Annotated in this window: 16 protein-coding genes and 1 tRNA gene; 12 read left to right on the top strand and 5 right to left on the bottom strand. The window is 69.0% G+C overall.

Annotated elements, in window-relative coordinates:
* The first annotated feature begins 151 nt into the window (after positions 1-151).
* Positions 152-2,104, top strand: coding sequence for an acetate--CoA ligase (acs, locus tag ACW9PK_RS08155; protein WP_085106207.1), 1,953 nt, complete (start codon positions 152-154; stop codon positions 2,102-2,104).
* A gap of 184 nt (positions 2,105-2,288) precedes the next feature.
* Positions 2,289-2,744, top strand: a complete 456-nt coding sequence (gene aroQ / locus ACW9PK_RS08150) for a type II 3-dehydroquinate dehydratase (RefSeq protein ID WP_064846707.1) — start codon at positions 2,289-2,291, stop codon at positions 2,742-2,744.
* A 433-nt stretch (positions 2,745-3,177) separates the two neighbouring features.
* Here aroQ and ACW9PK_RS08145 read toward each other — a convergent pair whose 3' ends face one another.
* Entirely contained in the window at positions 3,178-4,362 is a 1,185-nt protein-coding gene (locus ACW9PK_RS08145) for a MarP family serine protease (RefSeq protein ID WP_085106206.1), read from the bottom strand.
* A gap of 251 nt (positions 4,363-4,613) precedes the next feature.
* Here ACW9PK_RS08145 and ACW9PK_RS08140 point away from each other — a divergent pair, with 251 nt between their 5' ends.
* Positions 4,614-5,291 (top strand): Crp/Fnr family transcriptional regulator, encoded by a 678-nt coding sequence (locus ACW9PK_RS08140; protein ID WP_085106205.1) that lies wholly within the window; start codon positions 4,614-4,616, stop codon positions 5,289-5,291.
* A 102-nt stretch (positions 5,292-5,393) separates the two neighbouring features.
* On the opposite strand, the gene ACW9PK_RS08135 is transcribed toward ACW9PK_RS08140, so the two are convergent.
* Genes ACW9PK_RS08135 through ACW9PK_RS08125 form a run of 3 tightly spaced genes read right to left on the bottom strand, consistent with a single transcriptional unit; the run spans position 5,394 to position 7,005 of the window.
* Positions 5,394-6,308: an NUDIX hydrolase gene (locus tag ACW9PK_RS08135; protein ID WP_144932586.1), complete on the bottom strand. Its 915-nt coding sequence runs from the start codon at positions 6,306-6,308 to the stop codon at positions 5,394-5,396.
* 2 nt (positions 6,309-6,310) lie between these two features.
* A complete protein-coding gene (locus ACW9PK_RS08130) occupies positions 6,311-6,790 on the bottom strand; it encodes a RidA family protein (protein WP_085106203.1) in 480 nt (159 codons plus the stop codon).
* A gap of 20 nt (positions 6,791-6,810) precedes the next feature.
* On the bottom strand, positions 6,811-7,005 hold the full coding sequence (locus ACW9PK_RS08125; protein ID WP_035965209.1) for a DUF4177 domain-containing protein: 195 nt from the start codon (positions 7,003-7,005) through the stop codon (positions 6,811-6,813).
* A gap of 124 nt (positions 7,006-7,129) precedes the next feature.
* Between ACW9PK_RS08125 and ACW9PK_RS08120 the strand changes: the two genes are divergently transcribed.
* The 9 genes from ACW9PK_RS08120 (at position 7,130) to ACW9PK_RS08080 (ending at position 19,473) form a co-directional block, all read left to right on the top strand.
* Positions 7,130-9,271 carry a transglycosylase domain-containing protein gene (locus tag ACW9PK_RS08120; RefSeq protein WP_457015512.1) on the top strand — a complete coding sequence of 714 codons (2,142 nt, stop codon included), beginning with the start codon at positions 7,130-7,132 and terminating at the stop codon, positions 9,269-9,271.
* Complete coding sequence (locus tag ACW9PK_RS08115) at positions 9,271-10,188, top strand: metallophosphoesterase (RefSeq protein WP_144932590.1); 918 nt, start codon at positions 9,271-9,273, stop codon at positions 10,186-10,188. Before ACW9PK_RS08120 ends, ACW9PK_RS08115 begins: the two co-directional genes overlap by 1 nt.
* Before the next feature lie 10 nt (positions 10,189-10,198).
* Positions 10,199-13,096, top strand: a complete 2,898-nt coding sequence (locus ACW9PK_RS08110; RefSeq protein WP_457015511.1) for an FAD-binding and (Fe-S)-binding domain-containing protein — start codon at positions 10,199-10,201, stop codon at positions 13,094-13,096.
* Between the two features lie 97 nt (positions 13,097-13,193).
* Positions 13,194-13,267, top strand: a tRNA-Pro gene (locus ACW9PK_RS08105).
* Positions 13,268-13,723: 456 nt separating this feature from the next.
* A complete protein-coding gene (locus ACW9PK_RS08100) occupies positions 13,724-15,142 on the top strand; it encodes a hypothetical protein (RefSeq protein ID WP_457015510.1) in 1,419 nt (472 codons plus the stop codon).
* A 141-nt stretch (positions 15,143-15,283) separates the two neighbouring features.
* Entirely contained in the window at positions 15,284-17,008 is a 1,725-nt protein-coding gene (pelF, locus tag ACW9PK_RS08095) for a GT4 family glycosyltransferase PelF (RefSeq protein WP_457015509.1), read from the top strand.
* Complete coding sequence (locus ACW9PK_RS08090) at positions 17,005-18,069, top strand: putative glycoside hydrolase (protein WP_457015508.1); 1,065 nt, start codon at positions 17,005-17,007, stop codon at positions 18,067-18,069. Before pelF ends, ACW9PK_RS08090 begins: the two co-directional genes overlap by 4 nt.
* A gap of 139 nt (positions 18,070-18,208) precedes the next feature.
* Positions 18,209-19,060, top strand: a complete 852-nt coding sequence (locus tag ACW9PK_RS08085; RefSeq protein ID WP_193518991.1) for a PhzF family phenazine biosynthesis protein — start codon at positions 18,209-18,211, stop codon at positions 19,058-19,060.
* Positions 19,057-19,473 (top strand): thiol-disulfide oxidoreductase DCC family protein, encoded by a 417-nt coding sequence (locus ACW9PK_RS08080; protein WP_457015507.1) that lies wholly within the window; start codon positions 19,057-19,059, stop codon positions 19,471-19,473. Before ACW9PK_RS08085 ends, ACW9PK_RS08080 begins: the two co-directional genes overlap by 4 nt.
* Before the next feature lie 122 nt (positions 19,474-19,595).
* Here the strand turns inward: ACW9PK_RS08080 and thiE are convergent, their stop codons facing one another.
* The gene (gene thiE, locus ACW9PK_RS08075) at positions 19,596-20,258 is read right to left on the bottom strand and encodes a thiamine phosphate synthase (protein WP_457015506.1); all 663 of its coding nucleotides are present in this window, start codon (positions 20,256-20,258) and stop codon (positions 19,596-19,598) included.
* Positions 20,259-20,485 lie beyond the last annotated feature (227 nt).

Genomic DNA, 20,485 nt, shown 5'->3' with positions numbered 1-20,485 from the left:
GGGTCAAACCGCGCGGCCGCCGTGACGGTGCGCGCGACACCGGCCGCCATGGATCGAGCACGGGCGGGAACCTCGACTACGCTGGAGAACAAGAATGTGAACTGCACCACGTGCCCGCGAGCGGCACGAGACGGCCCAGGTAAGGAGCACCATGTCCCCGGAATCCGCAGCATCCCAGTCGAAGACCTACGCACCCAGCGAGGAGTTCGCCGCCCAGGCCAACGCCACCGCGGAGCTGTACACGCGAGCCGAGGAGCAGGGTGAGGAGTTCTGGGCGGACCAGGCCCGCGAGCTGCTGACGTGGTCCACCCCGTTCACCGAGGTATTGGACTGGTCCAACCCGCCGTTCGCCAAGTGGTTCCAGGACGGCACCCTGAACGCCGCGTACAACGCCGTGGACCGCCACGTGGAGGCCGGCAACGGGGACCGCGTGGCCCTGTACTTCGAGGGCGAGCCCGGGGACAGTGCGTCCTACACGTACGCGCAGCTCAAGGACGAGGTCTCCAAGGCCGCGAACGCGTTCGAGGCGCTCGGCGTGGGCAAGGGCGACCGCGTGGCCGTGTACCTGCCCATGATCGCGGAGGCCGTGGTCACCATGCTCGCGTGCGCGCGCATCGGAGCGATCCACTCGGTGGTCTTCGGCGGCTTCTCCGCGGACGCCCTGCGCTCGCGCATCGAGGACGGCGAGGCCAAGCTCGTGGTCACCGCGGACGGCTCCTACCGCCGAGGCAAGCCCACTACGCTCAAGCCCGCCGTGGACGCCGCCCTGGAGAAGGGCGGGAGCTCCGTCCAACACGTGGTGGTGGTCAAGCGCAACGGCGAGGACGTCGCGTTCCAGGACGGCCGTGACGTGTGGTGGCACGAGGTCACCGAGAACGCCTCCACCGAGCACACGCCCTCGGAGCAGAACGCCGAGGATCCGCTGTTCATCCTCTACACCTCCGGCACCACAGGCAAGCCCAAGGGCATCCTGCACACCACCGGCGGCTACCTCACCCAGGCGGCATTCACCCACAAGAACGTGTTCGACCTCAAGCCGGAGACGGACGTCTACTGGTGTACCGCGGACGTCGGGTGGGTCACGGGCCACACCTACATCACTTACGGGCCGCTCGTGAACGGCGCCACCCAGGTGATCTACGAGGGCACCCCGGACTCCCCGCACCGCGGCCGGTTCTGGGAGATCGTGCAGAAGTACGGCGTGAGCATCCTCTACACGTCCCCCACCGCCATCCGCACCATGATGAAGTGGGGCGAGGAGATCCCCGGCGAGTGGGACCTCAGCTCGCTGCGCTTGCTGGGCACCGTGGGCGAGGCCATCAACCCCGAGGCCTGGACCTGGTTCCACCGTGTGATCGGCGGCGAGCGCTGCCCCATCGTGGACACGTGGTGGCAGACCGAGACCGGCGCGATCATGATCTCCCCGCTGCCCGGGGTCACCCACGCCAAGCCCGGTTCCGCGCAGGTCCCGCTGCCGGGAATCGCGGTGGACGTCGTGGACGACGCCGGCAACTCCCTGCCCAACGAGACCGACGGTTTCCTGGTGGTCCGCAAGCCGTGGCCGTCCATGCTGCGCACCATCTGGGGGGACGACGACCGTTTCGTCAACACCTACTGGGGCCAGTTCGGTGACAAGTACTTCGCCGGCGACGGCGCCAAGCGGGACGCGGACGCGGACGTCTGGATCCTGGGTCGCGTGGACGACGTCATGAACGTCTCCGGCCACCGCCTGTCCACCCCCGAGATCGAGTCCGCGCTGGTCTCCCACCCGTCCGTGGCCGAGGCCGCCGTGGTGGGCGCCCAGGACGAGACCACGGGCCAGGCGGTTTTCGCCTTCGTGATCCTCTCGGACCAGGCCACCGCCGAGAACCGGGACGCCGCCGAGCTCGCCGAGGAGATCCGCGCGCACGTGGGCCGGGAGATCTCCCCGATCGCCAAGCCCAAGAAGGTCTTGATCGTCCCCGAGCTGCCCAAGACCCGCTCGGGCAAGATCATGCGCCGTCTGCTCAAGGACGTCGCCGAGGACCGCCCCGTGGGTGACGTCTCCACGCTCGCGGACCAGACGGTCATGCAGCAGATCGTGGACTCGCTCGGCCAGAAGTAACCCCGGCCCCGGCGGACGACGCCGCTGCGGTGCCTCGCGTGAAGAGGTCATCGTGGCGGTGTCGTCCGTTGTTGTCAGGGTGTTCGACGACGCCGCACTGTTCGTCGGTGCCGCACTGTTCGTCGGCGCCGCCTTGTTCGGAGGTGCCGTGTCGCTCCACGTGACCGTGTTGTTGAATGGAGCCATGAGTGAGCTGCCGATCCACGTCCTGAATGGGCCCAATCTCAACACCCTGGGCACCCGCAAGCCCGAGATCTACGGGCACACGACCCTTGCGGACGTCGAACGCAATGTGCGCGTCCGCGCGCAGTCGTACGGGCTGGACGTGGTGTTCGAGCAGTCCAACTATGAGGGGCAGCTCGTGGACTGGATCCAGCGGGCGCGCACCGAGGCGTGCGGGATCGTGATCAATCCCGCGGCGCTGACCCACTACTCCGTGGCCCTGCACGACGCCCTGGAGATGTGCGAGATGCCGATCGTGGAGGTGCACATCTCCAACGTGCACCGCCGGGAGGCCTTCCGGCACACGTCCTTCGTGTCACCGCAGGCCACGGCCGTGATCGCCGGTGCCGGTGTCCTGGGGTACGAACTGGGTGTGCAGGTGATCGCCAACGAACTGGGTAAGAACATCGAGAGTTAGGACGCACCCTGACCGCAGCAGATCCACGGTCCGGTGTGCCCCTGGTGTACAGGCACATCGACGAGTCCTTCCACCAGGTGGCCGCCGCCGGGGACGTGGAGCTGTTCGCCGATGCATGGCTGCCCGGCGGCCATGAGGTGTACTGAGGTGGCGCCAGGAGATCGGTGACCCGCGGGCCATCATCGACACGGTCGACCGGCGCATGGCGGACGAGGACTGGTTCGTCACTGCCCTGTGGCAACCGCAGTACCTCCACGACGTGTAGTACGACCTGCGCCCGCTGCGTGATCCCCTGAATGCGTTCTTGGCCCCGGACCGCGCCTCCCTGCTGGCGCACTCGGTACCCGGCCACCGCTCGTCCGTGCTCGACCGCCGGTCATCGGTGCTCAGCCGCTGCTTGTCGGTGTTCAGCTGCTACCGGCAGGATATCCGCTCAGGACACCACGCACTGACCCGTGGGGACGGACTCCGTGGAGTCCCCCGCCGCGGCGAGGATCTCGGTGACACGAGCCACGGGGATCGCATACCCCACCTGGTCCGTGACGGCCTTGGCGAAGACCACGCCCACGACCTCACCGTCCGCGTTGAGCAGCGGACCGCCCGAGTTGCCCTGCTCCACGTTGCCCGCGATCTGGATGATGCTGCGGGTCTGGGTCTGCCCCGTGGTCACGTTCTGCACGGGGGCCACCGCCTGACCCTGGATCGTGGCCGGGCGCAGCGTATAGGGACCACCCAGCGGGTAGCCCGCGAAGGACACGGTCTGTCCGCTCGTCACCGAACTCTGCAGGGCCAGGGGTGCCTCGGGCAGATCGGGGACGCGCAGCACCGCGAGGTCGGACGCGGCGTCGTACTGCACGGCCTGCGCACGGTAGACGCGACCGTCGCGCGTCTGGACCACGGGCTGGTCCACGCCCGCGACCACGTGGGCGTTGGTCACCACCGTGCCGGGCTGCGCCACGAATCCCGAACCCGTCTGGTTCTGGGCGCACTGGGCGGCCGTGCCGTAGACCTGGACCACGGACTGGCCCGCGTCCGCGACGCTCTGGGTGTCCGGGGTGTCCGTGGGGTCCGGGGCGGCCTGGGACGGGAAGAGCAGTTCGTCCAGCTGCCGGATGCCCTGGGCGCCGCTGATCGCGTTGCGGGTCTGTGTCATGGCCTGGCGCACGGGCTCCGGGGTGACCCGCTCGATACCGCGCAGCACCTGCGAGGACGCGACCTGTTGGGACAGTGCGGGAAGGCCCAGCTGACCCACGAGCGAACCCACGAGCCCCATGACCAGGGCGGCCACGACCACGTTGAGCACCCCGCCGCCCACGCGGTCCAGGATCCCCAGTCCCGTCCTCTCGGTGATCCGCGCGAGGGCGTTACCGGCGATCGACCCCAGCCACTGACCCAGGGCCAGGGCCACGAGGACGGTGAGCAGCACGGCCGGGATCCGCCATTCGTCCGAGACGTACGCGGACACCACGGGGCCGGCCCAGAACGCCACCACGGCGCCGAGCACTAGCCCCACGAGGGACGCGAACGAGCGGAAGAACCCTCGGCTCAGCCCTGCGACGAGATACGCCACCAGCGCCACGATCAGCAGCACGTCCAGGATGTTCAGGGACAGAGTCATCGAAGTCCTCACGGAGGGGGAACACGCGGGGATCGGGTGCGTGCTCAGCCGAGCATACGGTGGGGGGCTGGGTAAATCGTGGATCGTGAACGGTGGATGAACACGAGCGGGAACACCCGGAATTCGCAGCGCGTTCACACCGGGCATAACCACCGGGGTGGACCCGGGCGGTGTGAAATTCGTTACGATGGAACGTACTCAGATCATGTGCCCCTGTCCGGGCTCATCCGCAATCCGTGAGGAGTTTTACCTTGGATACAGACGTCCTACGCCGCGCTCCGCTGTTCGCTTCCTTGGACGATGAGGCGTTCGCCGCTCTGACCGAGGAGATCACCGAGGTGAACCTCTCCCGCGGTGCCACCCTGTTCTACGAGGGTGATCCGGGGGACCAGCTCTACTTCATCGTCTCCGGCAAGATGAAGCTTGGGCGCACCGCGAGCGACGGCCGCGAGAACCTCGTGGCCGTCATGGGTCCCGGTGAGATCTTCGGCGAGATGGCCCTGTTCGACCCCAGCCCCCGCTCGACCTCCGCGACCGCCGTGTCCGAGACCCGCCTGGACGGGCTCAAGCACGAGAACCTGCGCAAGGTCATCCAGCGCTCCCCCGAGGTCTCCGCGCAGCTGCTGCAGGCGCTCGCCCGGCGCCTGCGCCGCACCAACGAGAACCTCGCGGACCTAGTGTTCTCGGACGTCCCCGGCCGCGTGGCCAAGGCCCTGCTGGACCTCGCGGACCGGTTCGGCCGCCCCGCCACGGACGGCATCCTGGTGGCGCACGAGCTTACCCAGGAGGAACTCGCCCAGCTCGTGGGTGCCTCCCGCGAGACCGTGAACAAGGCCCTGGCCGAGTTCGTCCAGCGCGGTTGGATCCGCCTCGAGGCGCGCGCCGTGGTCATCCTGGACCTGCAGCGCCTCAAGCAGCGCTCCCGCTGACACCGGTTCTTCCGCCGACGGCGCTCGTGGCACCCGCCACGGGCGCCGTCGCCTTTCACACGGGGTGCGTGAGGGCGCGCGGGACGCGACCCACCCGGGAGGTCACTCGTCCAGGACGAGGACGGGTTCGCCGTCGCGCAGATCCAGTCGGGGACTCTTGACCCGCAGGTCCCGCCGGGCCGCGAGGAACGCCACTGCCGAGCCGGCGTGCGCAACCGCCTCGAGGGCGCACTGCACCCCGGGGGTCGTGAGCTCGTTGAGGTCGAAGTGCCAGGGGTCGTCGGTGAGGCCGGCTTCCTCCGACTGGCGCCGGAACAGCTCCGGCACCGGTGTGGACCACGGGTCCTCGAACAGGGCGCGCGCGTCCACCCAATCGAGCCACGCCACACCGCGCTGCGTGGCCAGAGGCACGGGGCGCTGGCCCACGGGAACGGCCGCCGAATAAAACTGCAGGTCCACGCGCTGGTGGATGAAGTCCGAGGTGATCCAGTGGGACAGCGGCCGGAGGCATTCGCTGTGGAACGTGAGACTGCGCTTGGCCAGCAGGTCCGCGAAGGAGAACTCCTCTGCTGCCAGCCGTTCCCGCGAGGTCATCCAGTCCGCGCCGTCCACGCTCTCGGCGACACCGTGACCCGGGGTTCCCGCGAGCAGGATCCCGGTCTCCACGAACACCTTGCGCGCGGCGGCCACCACGCTACGGCGCGTGCGGCCGATGTCCTCCGAGAGCACCTTGTGGGCCCACTGCGCGGGGGTGGGGCCGTGCCAGTCCAGGGGTTCGTCGTCGCTGGTCTCGCACACCCCGCCGGGGAACGAGAGCGTGCCCATGGACTGGCGGCCCGGGCGGTGGAGCATGAGGGTCTCCACGCCGTGCTCGCCGTCCCGCACGAACACGGTGGCGGCGCCGTGGCGGGGGGCGGAACCGTGCAGCCCCAACCCCCGTTCCATCCAGGCCCGGGCGGCCGTGGAATAGGCGCGGGGCACCGCGAAGATGCGTTCGTTCCCGCGGCCCCCGCTCATCGTCAGTGGAACTCGACGATCAGTTCGACCTCCACCGGGGAGTTCAGCGGCAACACGCTGACACCCACGGCGGAGCGGGCATGCACGCCGGCGTCCCCGAACACCCGGCCCAGTAGGGTGGACGCGCCGTCCACCACGGCGGGCTGACCGTAGAAGTCGGTCGCGGAGGCCACGAAACCCGTGACCTTGACGATGCGTTGGATCCGGTCCAGGTCCTCGATCTGGGACTTCACCGCGGCCAGGGCGTTGAGCGCGCAGCGTTCGGCGAGCTCGGCGGCCCGTTCCGGGGACACGGTCCCCTCGGCGCCGGAATCGCTCACCACGCCGGTCTCGAGTAGTGACCCGGACACCAGCGGCAGCTGGCCTGCGGTGTAGACGTGCTTCCCGCTCACCACGGCCGGGGCGTAGGCCGCGAGCGGCCGGGCCACGTCCGGCAGTTCCAGACCCAGCTGCGCGAGCCGGTCTTCGTAGCTCTTGTCCATGATGTCCTCTTCCCCGCGGGTCAGTTCTTGGGCCGCTTGAAGTAGGCGATCGGGTTGGTCTGGACGGGGGCGTTCACGTTGCCCGCGGGGGTGTCCGCGGCCTGCGTGCCGGGCAGGACGGTCACGAGCTCCCAGCCGTCCTCACCCCAGTTGTCCAGGATCTGCTTGGTGGCGTGGATCATCAACGGAACGGTGGCGTATTCCCATGTGGTCATGGCCACCACCCTACTGGTCCCGCCCCCGCAGCGCGCCGGGAGCGCTCCCGCACGAGGTTCGCGGGCCGTGTGCCCCCCTCTCCGGTACACGATTCGCACAGGACCCGGCCTATAGACTGGCCCAATGGCATCACGCAACAACTCGGGCTCCGAGCCCACCTCGGTACTGGGCAACATCGTGGCGTTCATCGCCGTGTCGGTGGTTGCCGGGGTGGTGGCAGCCGGACTCCTCGTTCCCCCCGCCGCGGCCGCCGGACTGGCCGCCAACGCGTCCATCGGCTGGTTCAAGTCCCTTCCCGCGGACATGGAAATGGGCCCCCTCTCCCGTTCCTCCACCGTGGTGGCCAAGGACGGTTCCGAGATCGCCACGTTCTTCGCGCAGAACCGGGAACCGGTCTCCCTGAACCAGATCTCCCCCAACATGAAGAAGGCGCTGCTGTCCATCGAGGACCGCGACTTCTACGACCACGGCGGTGTGGACCCCTGGGGCATCGTGCGCGCCATGGGCAATAACGTGTTGCGCCCCAGCAACCGCCAGGGTGCCTCCACCGTCACGCAGCAGTACGTGAACAACCTGATCATCGATCAGCAGGTCCGGGCCGGCGAGCAGGCCAGCACCATCGGCGCGGACAAGGGCATCGTGGACAAGATCAAGGAGATCAAGCTCGCGCTGTCCATGGAGCAGGAGAAGTCCAAGGACGAGATCCTGGAGGGCTACCTCAACATCGTGCTCTTCGGCGGGCAGAACTACGGTGTGCAGGCGGCCTCCGAGTACTACTGGGGCATCCCGGCCTCCCAGCTGAGCATCGCGCAGGCCGCCACGCTCGCGGGCATGGTGCAGTCCCCCAACTACTACGATCCGCAGGTCAACCCGGAGGCCTCGGTGCAGCGGCGCAACGTGGTGCTGGACACCATGGTGCAGACCGGCGCGATCACGCAGCAGCAAGCGGACCAGGCGGCCCGCGAGCCCCTGAACCTGGACATCCACCCCACGAGTTCCGGGTGCTCGGCCGCGCGGACCGCTCCCTACTTCTGTGACTACGTGGAGAACCAGGTCATGCGGTCCAACTCGTTCGGTGCCACGCCGGAGGAGCGCCTGGCCACGCTGCAGCGCGGTGGTCTGACGATCACCACCACCCTGGACCCCAAGGCCCAGCGGGCCGCGGACACCCAGGTGAACGCGACCCAGCCCAAGGACGACAACCCGGACAACGTCTCCACGGCGTTGGTCTCCCTGGAGCCCCGCAACGGGCACATCGTGTCCATGGCGCAGAACACCAACTACTCCGCCGCGGAGGGCACCTCCAACACCACGTACAACTTCAACGTGGACAGCTCCATGGGCGGTGCCGGTGGGTTCCAGGTGGGCTCCACGTTCAAGCCGTTCACCCTGGCCCAGTGGATCAACGCGGGCAAGGGCATCAAGGCGAGCGTGGACGCGCGTCGTCTGCACTACCCCGCGGACTTCCGCTGGAAGGCCTCGTGCCTGCCCAACGGGTACAAGATCGAACCGGGTGATGACGGCAACGGGTTCAGCTTCCAGAACGCGACCGAGGGATACGCCCGGGTCATGGACGTGGACTACGGCATCTACAACTCCATCAACTCGGCGCTGTACGCCATGGCCGCGGACCTGGACCTGTGCGAGATCGGTGAGTTAACCAAGGCCATGGGCATCCACGACGGCAAGACCGGTGATCCCGTGGACACCACCGTCCTGTCCTCCCTGTTGGGTGGTTCGGTGGACATCTCCCCCATGACAATGGCGCGTGCCTTCTCCGGCTTTGCGAACGACGGCGTGATGTGCGAGCCCCGCGCTGTCACCAAGGTCGTGGACTACACCGGGAAGAACTACGACGTCCCCGGTGACAGCTGCCAGCAGGTGATCAAGAAGGAGGTGGCCCAGGGCGTGAACGAGGTGCTCAAGCAGGTGCTCGTGCGCGGTTCCGGGTACCAGCGCTCGATCGGGCTGCCGGATGCCTCCGCCGCCAAGACCGGCACCACCGACAACTCGACCCAGACCTGGATGCTCGGCTACACCAAGGGCCTCGCGACCGCCTCGTGGGTGGGTAACTACGAGTTCGGTTCCCGCTCCCTCAACGGCCTGAGCATCGGCGGGCGGACCGGCGGGTCGGGTACCGAGTGGGTGGACGGTGCCACGTACGCGGGTGGCCAGTGGCAGAACTACATGCGCACCGTGGCCCCCGACTACGACACCTCCCGGTTCTCCTCGCCGACGCCCAGCGTGATGTCGGCGCGCAAGTAGTGGCGGACTCCACCGCATCCGCCCCGGTCGCCCGCTCCCTCGCCGCGGCCGGAGCGGGCTTGTTCGCCGCTGGCGCCGGGACGCTCGCGTGGGCCTCACTCGGGGAGCGGCGTCGATTCCAACTGCGCCAGGAGACGGTGCGTGTGCTCCCGGAGGGCTCCCGGCCCGTGCGGATCCTGCACATCTCCGACCTGCACACCGTGCCCGGGCAGGAGGCCAAGAAGCGTTTCGTGCACTCGCTCGCCGCACTGCGCCCGGACCTCGTGATCGACACGGGTGACAACCTCTCGCACCTGCGCGCCCTGCCGTATCTGCTCGAGATCCTGGAGCCGCTGTTCGCGTTCCCCGGTGTGTACGTCCCGGGGTCCAACTGCTACTTCGCGCCGCAGCCCAAGAATCCCGCGCGCTACCTGTGGCGCACCACGAGCGGCGAGAAATCGGACGAGGCCCCGCGGTTGCCCACCGAGGACATGCACCGCGCGTTCGACGAACGCGGCTGGACCGGGCTCATCAACCGCGCCGAGCGGCTCAACATTGCCGACACTGTCATCGACTTCTCCGGCGTGGACGACCCCCACCTGCGCCTCGACCGGCACCCGGGCTTCCCGCGTGAGCAGGACGGGCCGGCCCACGTGCGCATCGGCGTGGCGCACGCGCCGTACGTGCGCACGCTGGACCGTTTCGCCGCCCACGGTGCGGACATCGTCTTCGCGGGTCACACCCACGGCGGTCAGGTCTGCCTCCCCGGGGGCCGCGCGCTGGTGAGCAATTGCGACCTGGATCCCGCGATGTGCAAGGGATTGATCTCCCATAGGGGCGTCCCGGTGAACATCTCCCAGGGCCTGGGCGAGTCCCGCTTCGCCCCGGTGCGGCTTTTCTGCCCACCACAGGCCGTTCTGGTTACGCTCACGGACTAAGGTTCTTCCCATGGCATCGATTCGACTCCCCCTCCCCACGCGCCGACCCGACGACGCCGCCCCGGCTCCCAGCGACTCTCCGCTGGACCGCGCGGTGGCGAGGATCGAACGGGAGTGCGGCAGCGGCGTCGTCGTCACCGGGGAGCTGGAGCGGCGCGCGGTGGCCCACGACGCCTCCCACTACCTGATGCAGCCCCGCGCGGTGCTGCGCCCACGGGACACGCACGAGGTGGGGCGGATCTTCGCCGCGGCCGCGGACACGGACGCTGGCCTGACCCTGCGCTCGGGCGGCACGTCCCTGTCGGGGCAGTCCGTCACGGACCAGATCCTCGTGGACGTCCGCCGCCACTTCAAGAGCGTGGAGGTCCTGGATCGGGGTGCCCGCGTGCGCGTGCAACCGGGGGTCACCGTGCGTCAGGTCAATGCGCGGCTGGCTCCGCACGGGCGGGCGCTGGGCCCGGATCCGGCCAGCGAGTCCGCGTGCACGCTGGGCGGAGTGGTGGCCGACAACTCCTCCGGGATGGCGTGCGGCACCGAGTTCAACACGTACCGCACCCTGGAGTCCATGGTGCTCGTGTTGCCCTCCGGCACGGTGCTGGACACCGCCGCCCCGGATGCTGGTGAGCAGCTGCGGGCCCGAGAGCCCGACCTGTTCGAGGGCCTGCTCCGGCTGCGGGACCGCGTGCGGGGCAATCCGGAGTCCGTGCGGACCATCCAGCGACTGTTCGCCATGAAGAACACCATGGGCTACGGGCTGAACTCGTTCCTGGACCACGAGGACCCCGTGGCCATCCTGGAGCACCTCATGATCGGCTCGGAGGGCACCCTGGGGTTCGTGGCGAGCGCGACCCTGCGCACCGTGCCCGTGCACCCGCACGTGGCCACCGGCCTGCTGGTGTTCCCCACCGTGGTGGCCGCCACGAGTGCCGTTCCGGACCTGGTGGGCTCGCAGTGCGCCACCCTGGAGCTGATGGACGCCACGTCCCTGGCGGTCTCGCAGCGCACCGGACTCGCGCCGCCCGCGATCATGGACATCCCGGTGGGCCAGCAGGCCGCACTGCTCGTGGAGTACCAGCACGACACCGCGGCAGGTGTGCGGGAACTGGCGGAGGCGGCGGCGTCCACCTTCGATGCGCTCGAGCTGGCCGGGCCGGTGGCCCTGACCACCGACCCCCGCGAGCGCGCGAGCCTGTGGACCGTGCGCAAGGGGCTCTACACCACCGTGGCGGGCAACCGACCGCAGGGCACCAACGCGCTGCTCGAAGACGTGGTGGTGCCGGTGGACCAGCTGGGCGGCACGTGCGAGGAGCTCACCGGACTCTTCGACGCCCACGGCTACCGGGACTCGGTGATCTTCGGCCACGCCAAGGACGGCAACGTCCACTTCATGCTCAACGAGCAGTTCGATGATCCCGCTTCGCTACGCCGTTACGAGCAGTTCACCGAGGAGATGGTGGAGCTCATCCTCGGCCGCGGGGGCTCGCTCAAGGCCGAGCACGGGACCGGGCGGATCATGGCCCCGTTCGTGCGGCGGCAGTACGGGGACGAGCTGTACTCGGTGATGGTGGAGCTGAAGGCCCTGATCGATCCCGGCAACCGCTTCAACCCCGGGGTGATCCTCACCGAGGACCCGCGCGCGTACCTGCGCGATCTCAAGACCGCGCCGGCCGTGGAGGAGGAGGTGGACCGGTGCGTGGAATGCGGATACTGCGAGCCGGTGTGCCCATCCCGGGATCTCACGCTCACGCCGCGCCAGCGCATCGTGGGGCGCCGCGAGATCGCGGACGCCGAAGCGCGCGGTGAGCACGAACTGGCCGGTCGGATGCGGCGCGAGTTCGACTACGACGGGCTGCAGACGTGCGCGGTGGACGGCATGTGCGTGACCGCGTGCCCCGTGGACATCAACACGGGTGACCTGGTGCGTCGGCTGCGGGCGGAGAACCGTTCCGCCGTGGCGGACCTCGTGTGGGCAGGGCTCGCCCGGGCGTGGCCCGTGACCGTTCCTGGCGCGGCCTTCGCGCTGTCCCTGGCCCGGCGGATGCCCGCCGCGCTCCCGGTCAGCGCGACGTCGGTGGCCCGCGCCGCGCTCGGGACGGACACCGTCCCCGGCTATTCCCCTCGTCTGCCCGCGGGCGGTCGCTCCCGTGCCGGATTGACGACGGCGCCCGCGAACGTCCCTGCCGACCGCGCCCGGGCCGTGTTCTTCCCCGCGTGCATCGGGGCCATGTTCGGCACGGTGCACGGGGAGGGACCGTCGGTGTCCGAGGCGTTCCTGATGTTGTGCGAGCGCGCCGGAGTGGACGTACATGTTCCCGAGGGCATCACCTCCACGTGCTGTGGCACGCCGTGGAAGTCCAAGGGCCTACCCTCCGGATACGAGACCATGTCCCGGCGGACCCTCGAGACCCTGTGGGAGGCCTCCGAGCACGGCACACTCCCGGTGGTGTGTGATGCCTCCTCATGCACCGAGGGGCTCGTCACCATGCGAGAACTGGCGGCGAACTCGCCCCGGTACGCCGGACTGCGGTTCGTGGACGCGGTGCAGTTCGTGGCCGAGAACGTGCTGGACCGGCTGACCGTGTCCTCGCCCGTGGGCGCGCTCGCGGTGCACCCCACGTGCTCGTCCGTGCAACTGGGGATCAACGATCACCTCCTGCGCGTGGCTGGCGCATGTGCCGAGCACGCCACCGTTCCTTTCGCGTGGGGGTGCTGCGGGTACGCGGGCGACCGCGGCATGCTGCATCCCGAGCTCACGGCGGCCGCCACGGCTCCCGAGGCGGCGGAGGTACAGGCCGGAGACTTTGATGCATATGCATCTTTGAATCGGACGTGTGAGCAAGGCATGACCGAGGCCACGGGCAAACCCTACGAACACGTCCTGCAAGTGCTGGAGCGGGTCAGCCGCTGACACCGCTCTCGGACGTTTTCGGTGACTCGGGGATTTCACATTCCTCCCGTGCTGCCGCTATGCTGGAGCAGTTGTTCGCGGCTCTGCCGTGTGACATCGGGATGTGGCGCAGCTTGGTAGCGCGCGTCGTTCGGGACGACGAGGTCGCAGGTTCAAATCCTGTCATCCCGACCTCCTGAACACCCGGACCCATGAATCGTGGGTCCGGGTGTTCTGCATTTCCCCACGGACCCGGATCCCGGAAACCCATTCCGAGCCTCTTCCCGCGACATGTTCCGGCCCGGCGATACTCGGCAGCGGCACAGAGAAGCCTATGCATAATCATTCATTGTCTAAATCGATATGCACTCCGGTCATGATCGCGTAGCTAACCGGCAATCCGTCACCAGCCCCCGGCGCACCGGTGAACTCCGCGATGACAAGCACTGACGACGAGCCCCTCCAGTTCAGACACAATTCATTTGCTGGTTTGCTAGTGCACACATGAACTGTATATATTCACTGCGGCGACAGCGGAACTGGCCTCATCGCCTTCACATCATTTGCATGGGGGAATTCTCGTCAGCGGGGGCTGACGGGAAGCGCCAGGATCCCCGGGGGACAGCTGTGACAGCTCTGAGAACTTTGGTGCACGATTCTTTCAGTCGCACTCGTACCGCCACGATCGTCGTGGCCCTATTGCTCACGGGGCTGGTCCCCGTGGTGCTCGAACTCGTGGGCTCACACGCCGAGGTCCTGGTCATCGCTGGCGGACTGCTGGTGTTGCTCACCGCGTTCCTAGTGCTGCGTGGCTCCCGTCCGGCGGACACCGAGCACGCATCGGAAACCGCCGTGAGCTCCCGCGGCGGGGTGGAGCTGTTGCTCTACCTCTCGCCGGTGATCTTCCTGAACATCGTCTTCCCGCTCGTGAGCCCGCGCATGGCGGAGGCGACCGTGGGTGGGGTCCAACTGACCCACGTGGTCCTGGCCTCTTCCATCACCGTGCCCTGGCTCGCGCAGGCCGCGTGCATGCCCGCGTACCGCGCGATCGGTGAACTCATGGCCGAGCGGGACATGCAGAAGATCACCCGGCGCTTCTGCGAGGTGTGGCCGGCCATGTTCCTGCAGACCCTCCCGCTCGCCGGGCTGTTCGCACTGCCGCTGTGGCTGGCCACCGGCTGGTCCTGGCAGGCCATGGGCGCCTACCTGCTGTTGCTGGGCGCGCACGTGCTGTTCGTACAGTCCCTGGTCCTCGCCAACGTGGGAGAACGCCGCGGCCTATGGGCCGTGGCATGGGGCGCCTACGCCCTGGCCCTGGCCGTGGTTCCCACCGTATGGATCCTTCCGCCCCTGGTCGCCGCGGCCACCCAGATCGCGGCAATGGGCCGTCAGCTGTCCCACGTGCGGGTCTTCGAACGCCTGGACCACCGCAACTTCGCCGCGGACGCCCTGCGCGGACTGCTGCTCGGATCGGTGTTGTGGGCGGACAAGTTCGTGCTGTTCCTGGCCACGGACGGGACCTTCCAGGTGATCGTGGTGTTCATGGCCATGCTCCCCGCGGTGCTCGCCTACAACTTCTACTTCGTCAACATGGCCCCGCACGTGGACCGCGCCGTCAGCGGACTGCACCGGGCCATCGAGAAGGAAACATTGCCCGTGCTGGCCTCCCGCTCCACGCTGCTCAGCTACGTGGTGGACCGCTCCGTCCTGCGCACCGGCGCGGTGGGCATGGTGCTGACCCTGGCGGCCGCGCTGCTGCTGGGCGGACTGCAGCCCCACCACGTCCTCCTCGCGGTGACCGTGGCCGTGGCGTCCTGGACGTTCATGATGCTCACGCTGTTGAGCTACGAACTGGACTACATCGGGGAGAAGATCACGGCCCAGGCCCTGGGTGCGGTGCACCTGGTCGTGAGCATCCTCGCGTTCGCGGTGTTCTCCACCAACGGGGCGTACGCCCTCCTGTTGCTCGCGGACCTGGTGCTGGTCGCCGGTGCCTGGGCACTGTACAAGCGTCACTGGGCCCAGCCCGAGTACACCCTCTTCTGGCGCCACGCCACGTCCTGGTAACGCAGTCCACGTAAGCGCTTCCTATCAAGCGCATCCGCCGCGCCCGGGCGCAGTCCTGCCCGGTCTCGGCCCCCACTGCACGTCCCTGCTGGTCGCCACATTGCGACCCCGGACCCTTTCATCCCGTGAGGAATAGTTGACATGTACCCTTTCACGCGCTCACACGCCAAGCACCGCGCCACCAAGTCCGTGGCCGTCGCGGAACCCACCCGTCTGTCCCCCGCCGCGCAACAGCGCCAGAAGCAGTACGAGGACGTGGACGTCGCCATCGTCATGGAATCCACCTACCCCTTCCTCAAGGGCGGGGTCTCGGCGGTCGTCCACGACATCGTCACGGGGAACCCCGACCTGAGCTACGGGATCATCCACATCTCCTGGGACTCCGAGGCACCCCAGGAGGACCTCTACTCCATGCCCGAGAACGTGAAATGGGTCCGCGTGGTCTACCTGAGCATGCAGGAGCACCGGGACGACTTCATGTCCGTGCGCCCCAAGGATCTGGGCATGACCGCTGAGCAGCGCACGGTGCTGTCCCACCGGATCTTCGACGCGATCTACGCCCTGGCCGGTGCCCGGGACACCGAGCCACTGTGGGAGCTCATCGACGAAGGACTCAATGAACGCACCCGGCAGTACCCGCTGTGGGCCGTCCTGGGCTCCCGCGAGTTCCTGCATGCGCTGACGGAGCGGATGCCGCAGCTCGGGCTCTCCCTGTCCGAATCGTTCTGGTTGCTGCGCGGATTCTTCTCCCTGGCCCACGCGATCCTGGGCGAGACCATGCCCCGGGCCCGGGTGTACCACGCGCACACGACCGGCTACGCGTCCCTGCTGGGTGCCGCGGCCGCGCGCGATCACGGCACGTCGTTCCTGCTCACCGAGCACAACCTGTACGTGCGCGACACCGTGAACACCCTGCTCGACCGCAACATGGCGCTGTCTATCACGTCCGAGGACTACCGCACGTTCGACGTCAGTGCCGAGGACCGGGCGTGGATGGCGTGGTGGATCGAGATCGGGCACTTCTGCTACCCGAGCGCCGAGCTCGTGACCTACCTCTACCCCACGGCCATCACGGAGGCCGCGAGCCTGGGCGCGGACGTGGACAAGTCCGTGGTGCTGCCCAACGGCATGATCATCGAGGAGTTCGAGGAGAAGTACCACGCCCGCCAAGCCGCGGTGGAGCGCATTGCGCAGTCCCCGGAGGAACACACCTGGCGACTCGTGTACATCGCCCGCGTGGTGCCCATCAAGGGACTCATGGATCTGCTCTCCAGCATGGACATCCTGCGGGATCGCGGGTACCCCAACATCCACCTGGACGTCCTGGGCCCCACCGAGCATGTGCCCGAGTACTACGAGGCGTGCCTCGAGAAGATCGAGGCCCTGGGCCTCCACGACCTCGTGACCATCCACGGGACCGTGAACGTACGGGACATGCTCGACCAGTTCGACCTCCTGGTGCTCCCGAGCTACAACGAGGGCCAGCCGATCGTGGTGCTCGAGGCCATGGCCGCGGGCATCCCCACGGTGGGTTCGGACGTGGGTGGCATGAGCCAGCTCGTGGGCGACGACCTGGTGACCCCCGACGGCCGTACGTGGGGACCGTGTGGTGAACTGCTCGCACCCGGTGACATCGTGGCCATGGCGGACAAGGTCCAGGCCGTGATCGGGAACGTGGATCGTTACCGCTCCTACAGCACCAACGCCCGCGGCCGCGTGGAGGACTTCTTCCAGCTCCACGAGGTCATGTCCTCCTACAACAAGATCTACCGGATGCTCGGCAACATGGGTGAGAAGCGCAACTTCGAGTACTCGGACCTGCGTCAACCGGCGCTCGAGGCGCCGTTGGCGGGCGCGGGCGAGTGAGCGGCGTCGGCGCCTGGATCCGGTACGGGGGCCCGATCAGCCCCGAGCAGCTCGACTTCGCCGCGCAGCACTACCGGGCGGCGATCCTGCAGCCGTGGGAGACGGCGGCGGCCGCGGACCTCAAGCGGCGCCGCCCGGACATGACGGTGCTGTGCTACAAGTGCCTGTCCTCGACCCGCAGTTACGAACCGGGCCCGATCCACAGTTCCGGGGTCTCGTACGCAGAGGCCCCGGACCGGTGGTTCGCGCGGCGCCTGGACGGTGAACGCATCGAGTGGGCCCGCTACGGCGGACACTGGCAGATGACCGTGTGGTCGCCCGAGTACCGCGAGCGCTGGGTGCGCAACGTCGTCGCCGAGCTGCGGGATTCGCCGTTCGACGGCGTGATGGCGGACAACGACGTGTTCGACGACTACTACGGCCTGGACCTGCCCATCCGTCATGCCCGGACGATGGCGGATTTCCGCGACGGCGCGGGCGAATTGGTGCATGCCGCGGGCACGGCTCTGAACGAGGTCGGTAAGATCCTGGTCCCGAACATCGCGGAATCGCGGCGCGAGCCCGGCCGCTGGGCGAGTCACGCGGCCTACGGCGGCGGATTCGAGGAGGTGTGGCTGGGTTTCAGCCCGGTGGACCTGTTCGACCCGGAGACCACCGAGGCGCAGCTGCCCCAGGCGGACGGGCCGGGCATCAGCATCCTGCGGGTGCCCACGGACGGCGACGACGACCACCCCAATGTCGAGTACGGTCTGGCCGCGTTCTGGATCTTCGGGGCGGGCCGCGGCGCGTACGCGGCCACGGCGCACGACGACTACAGCCGCACCCAGCACACCGCGCAGCTCGACTGGGACCTCGGCACACCGGTGCAGGACCCCGTGCGCCGCGGTCACACGTGGTGGCGCGAGTTCACGCACGGCTGGGCCGCGGTGAACTTCAACGCCGACCGCCGACGACGCCGCCGCGTCCGGGTGCCGCGCGGCATGGTCGACGTCCGGGGTCGGGCGGCGGGGTCCCACCTGGTGCTGCAGCCCCGCCGCGGGGTGGTGCTGCGGCGGGGGTGAGCCCACCGGGGGTGCGGGGCATGGCGTGCCGGACGCCCGTCCGGCACGCGTATGCGCCGGACATGTTGTCTCTGGCCGCGCCGTGTGAGGCCCGGGCGCGAGATGACACCCCGTCGGCGCATCGTGATGGAATCACCCCATGAGCCCAATACCTCGTCCGCGCCCGTTCACCCAGGTCGACGTCTTCTCCCGGGAGCCCTATCTGGGCAACCCGGTGGCGGTCGTCCTGGATGGCACCGATCTCACCGACGACGCCATGGCCCGCTTCGCGCGCTGGACCAATCTGTCCGAGACCACGTTCGTGCTCCCACCCACGGACCCGGACGCCGACTACCGGTTGCGCATCTGGACCCCGGACCGTGAGCTGCCGTTCGCCGGTCACCCCACCCTGGGCTCGGCTCACGCATGGCTCACCGCGGGCAACACCGCGCGTGCCAAGGACGTCATCGTCCAGGAATGCGCCGCGGGCCTCGTGCGGATCCGCCCGTCCGACGACGGCGCACTGACCTTCGAGGCCCCACCCACCGACCGCACGGGAGACCTGGGCCCGGAACTGCTCGGGGGCGTGACCGCGGCCCTGGGCCTGCGGGACGAGCAGGTCGTCGCCCATCAGTGGGTCGACAACGGCCCCGGCTGGGCCGCGCTGCTTCTGGCTGGCGCCGAGGACGTCCTGGCGATCGAGCCCGACCTTCCCGCTCTCCACGGCGCCAAGATCGGCGTGGTGGGTCCCCACCCGCAGAGCAGTCCGCACCAGTTCGAGGTCCGCGCCTTCGTGGGTGGGACCGGCGGGTACGAGGACCCCGTCACGGGAAGCCTCAACGCGAGCCTGGCCCAGTGGCTCATCCGTACGGACCGGGCGCCCGCGAACTACATCGCCCGACAGGGCACCCTCATGGGACGCAGCGGCCTCGTGACCGTGACGTCGGACGGGGACCACGTGTTCGTGGGCGGACACTGCACCGCGTGCATCGACGGGACGGTGCTGCTGTGAAACCCCCGGGCACCGAGCAGGGCGCGTCCCTGCACCTGGTCTTCGACGGCAACTGCGGGTTCTGCACGCGCTGCGTGGGATGGGCCCGGACACTGGACCGCCATGACCGGATCGCCCTGCACGCCTACCAGGTCCCCGGCGTACTGGAGCGGTTCGGACTCACGGACGCGCAGGGCAATGCGTCGGTCTGGGCCGTCCGAAACAGCTCGGACGAACGGTCCTCGGGGGCGCACGCGGTGGCCGTCATCCTGGACAGCGCCCTGGGCACCCGGGTGTTCGAGCGGTTCTACCGGTTACCGCCCGTGCGATGGGTCCAGGACCGCGTGTACCGGTGGGTGGCCGATCACCGGGGGAAGTTCCCCGGCGTCACCCCGTGGTGCCAGCAGCACCCCGGACGGTGCGGCACCCCGTAGCGGTCCCGCTCCGCCCACCGGGCACGCCACTATCCGCGCGGCGCCACCACACCGCAGCGTTACGGCTCCACGACGCCGCCCCACCGCGGCGCCGCCGCTCCACCGCGTTCAGGGGCCGGCGCTCACCCGGGCAGCGCGTCCCGCAGCGCCCTTGCCGCCGCGGTGACGTCCTCCGCATCGGTCACGGCGCGCACCACCACGACGCGCGAAGCACCCGTGTCGAGCACGGACGGCAACCGCGCGGCGTCGACCCCGCCGATCGCGAAGAACGGCTTGTCCCCCGCGTGCTCGGCGGCGTAGCGCGGCAGTTCGAGCCCCACGGCCGCGCGACCCGGTTTGGTGGGGGTCTCCCACACGGGCCCCGTGCAGAAGTAGTCGAGCCCGGCGTCGGCCACGGCGGCGTCCACCTGGGCCGGGGAGTGGCAGGACCGCCCGATGATGACGTCGTCGCCCAGGACTCGCCGCGCCTGCACGGTGGTGAGATCGCCCTGGCCCACGTGGAACACGTCCGCGCCGGGGAGCAGCGCGACGTCCGCACGGTCGTTGACGGCGAAGAGCTTGCCGTGCTCCCGCGCGACCTCCGCGAGTACCTGGATGGCCTCGATCTCCGCGGCGGCCTCGAGGGATTTGTCCCGCAACTGGATGATGTCCACCCCGCCCTCGTACGCGGCGTGCAGGAATTCCCGCAGGTCACCGCGCTCGCGGCGTGCCGTGACGCACACGTAGAGTCGCGCGTTCTCGAGGACGGCGCGGCGCCCGGTACCCGTCTGGCTCGTGTGTCCCATGCGGCCATCGTGGCACGAACCGCGCGCCCGCGGACACCTCGCCCGATCAGCCCGCCGCGAAGTCCCCCTGCGTTCCACAGCTAGGGGTGATTAGACTGGCAGGGCCGTTCGTCGCCGTTCGACGAACTCCACGGGAGCCCGCACACGTTGGCAACAACCACCGCAGCGGGCTGAGAGGGCGTGAGCCGCCGACCGGATCACCTGATGCGGATCATGCCGCCGGAGGG

The sequence above is a fragment of the Kocuria sp. MNB10 genome, assembly GCF_054073685.1.
The sequence above is the reverse complement of the archived record's forward strand: the minus strand, read 5'-3'. Positions and strand labels throughout refer to the sequence as shown.

What these genes read in the sequence shown, in the direction of transcription:
- ACW9PK_RS08130 (WP_085106203.1), bottom strand. Translation starts at nt 6,790, where the DNA reads ATGGACAAGAGCTACGAAGACCGGCTCGCGCAGCTGGGTCTGGAACTG.
- thiE (WP_457015506.1), bottom strand. Translation starts at nt 20,258, where the DNA reads ATGGGACACACGAGCCAGACGGGTACCGGGCGCCGCGCCGTCCTCGAG.
- ACW9PK_RS08085 (WP_193518991.1), top strand. Translation starts at nt 18,209, where the DNA reads ATGAGCCCAATACCTCGTCCGCGCCCGTTCACCCAGGTCGACGTCTTC.
- ACW9PK_RS08145 (WP_085106206.1), bottom strand. Translation starts at nt 4,362, where the DNA reads ATGACTCTGTCCCTGAACATCCTGGACGTGCTGCTGATCGTGGCGCTG.
- ACW9PK_RS08135 (WP_144932586.1), bottom strand. Translation starts at nt 6,308, where the DNA reads ATGAGCGGGGGCCGCGGGAACGAACGCATCTTCGCGGTGCCCCGCGCC.
- ACW9PK_RS08120 (WP_457015512.1), top strand. Translation starts at nt 7,130, where the DNA reads ATGGCATCACGCAACAACTCGGGCTCCGAGCCCACCTCGGTACTGGGC.
- acs (WP_085106207.1), top strand. Translation starts at nt 152, where the DNA reads ATGTCCCCGGAATCCGCAGCATCCCAGTCGAAGACCTACGCACCCAGC.
- ACW9PK_RS08125 (WP_035965209.1), bottom strand. Translation starts at nt 7,005, where the DNA reads ATGACCACATGGGAATACGCCACCGTTCCGTTGATGATCCACGCCACC.
- ACW9PK_RS08110 (WP_457015511.1), top strand. Translation starts at nt 10,199, where the DNA reads ATGGCATCGATTCGACTCCCCCTCCCCACGCGCCGACCCGACGACGCC.
- pelF (WP_457015509.1), top strand. Translation starts at nt 15,284, where the DNA reads ATGTACCCTTTCACGCGCTCACACGCCAAGCACCGCGCCACCAAGTCC.
- aroQ (WP_064846707.1), top strand. Translation starts at nt 2,289, where the DNA reads ATGAGTGAGCTGCCGATCCACGTCCTGAATGGGCCCAATCTCAACACC.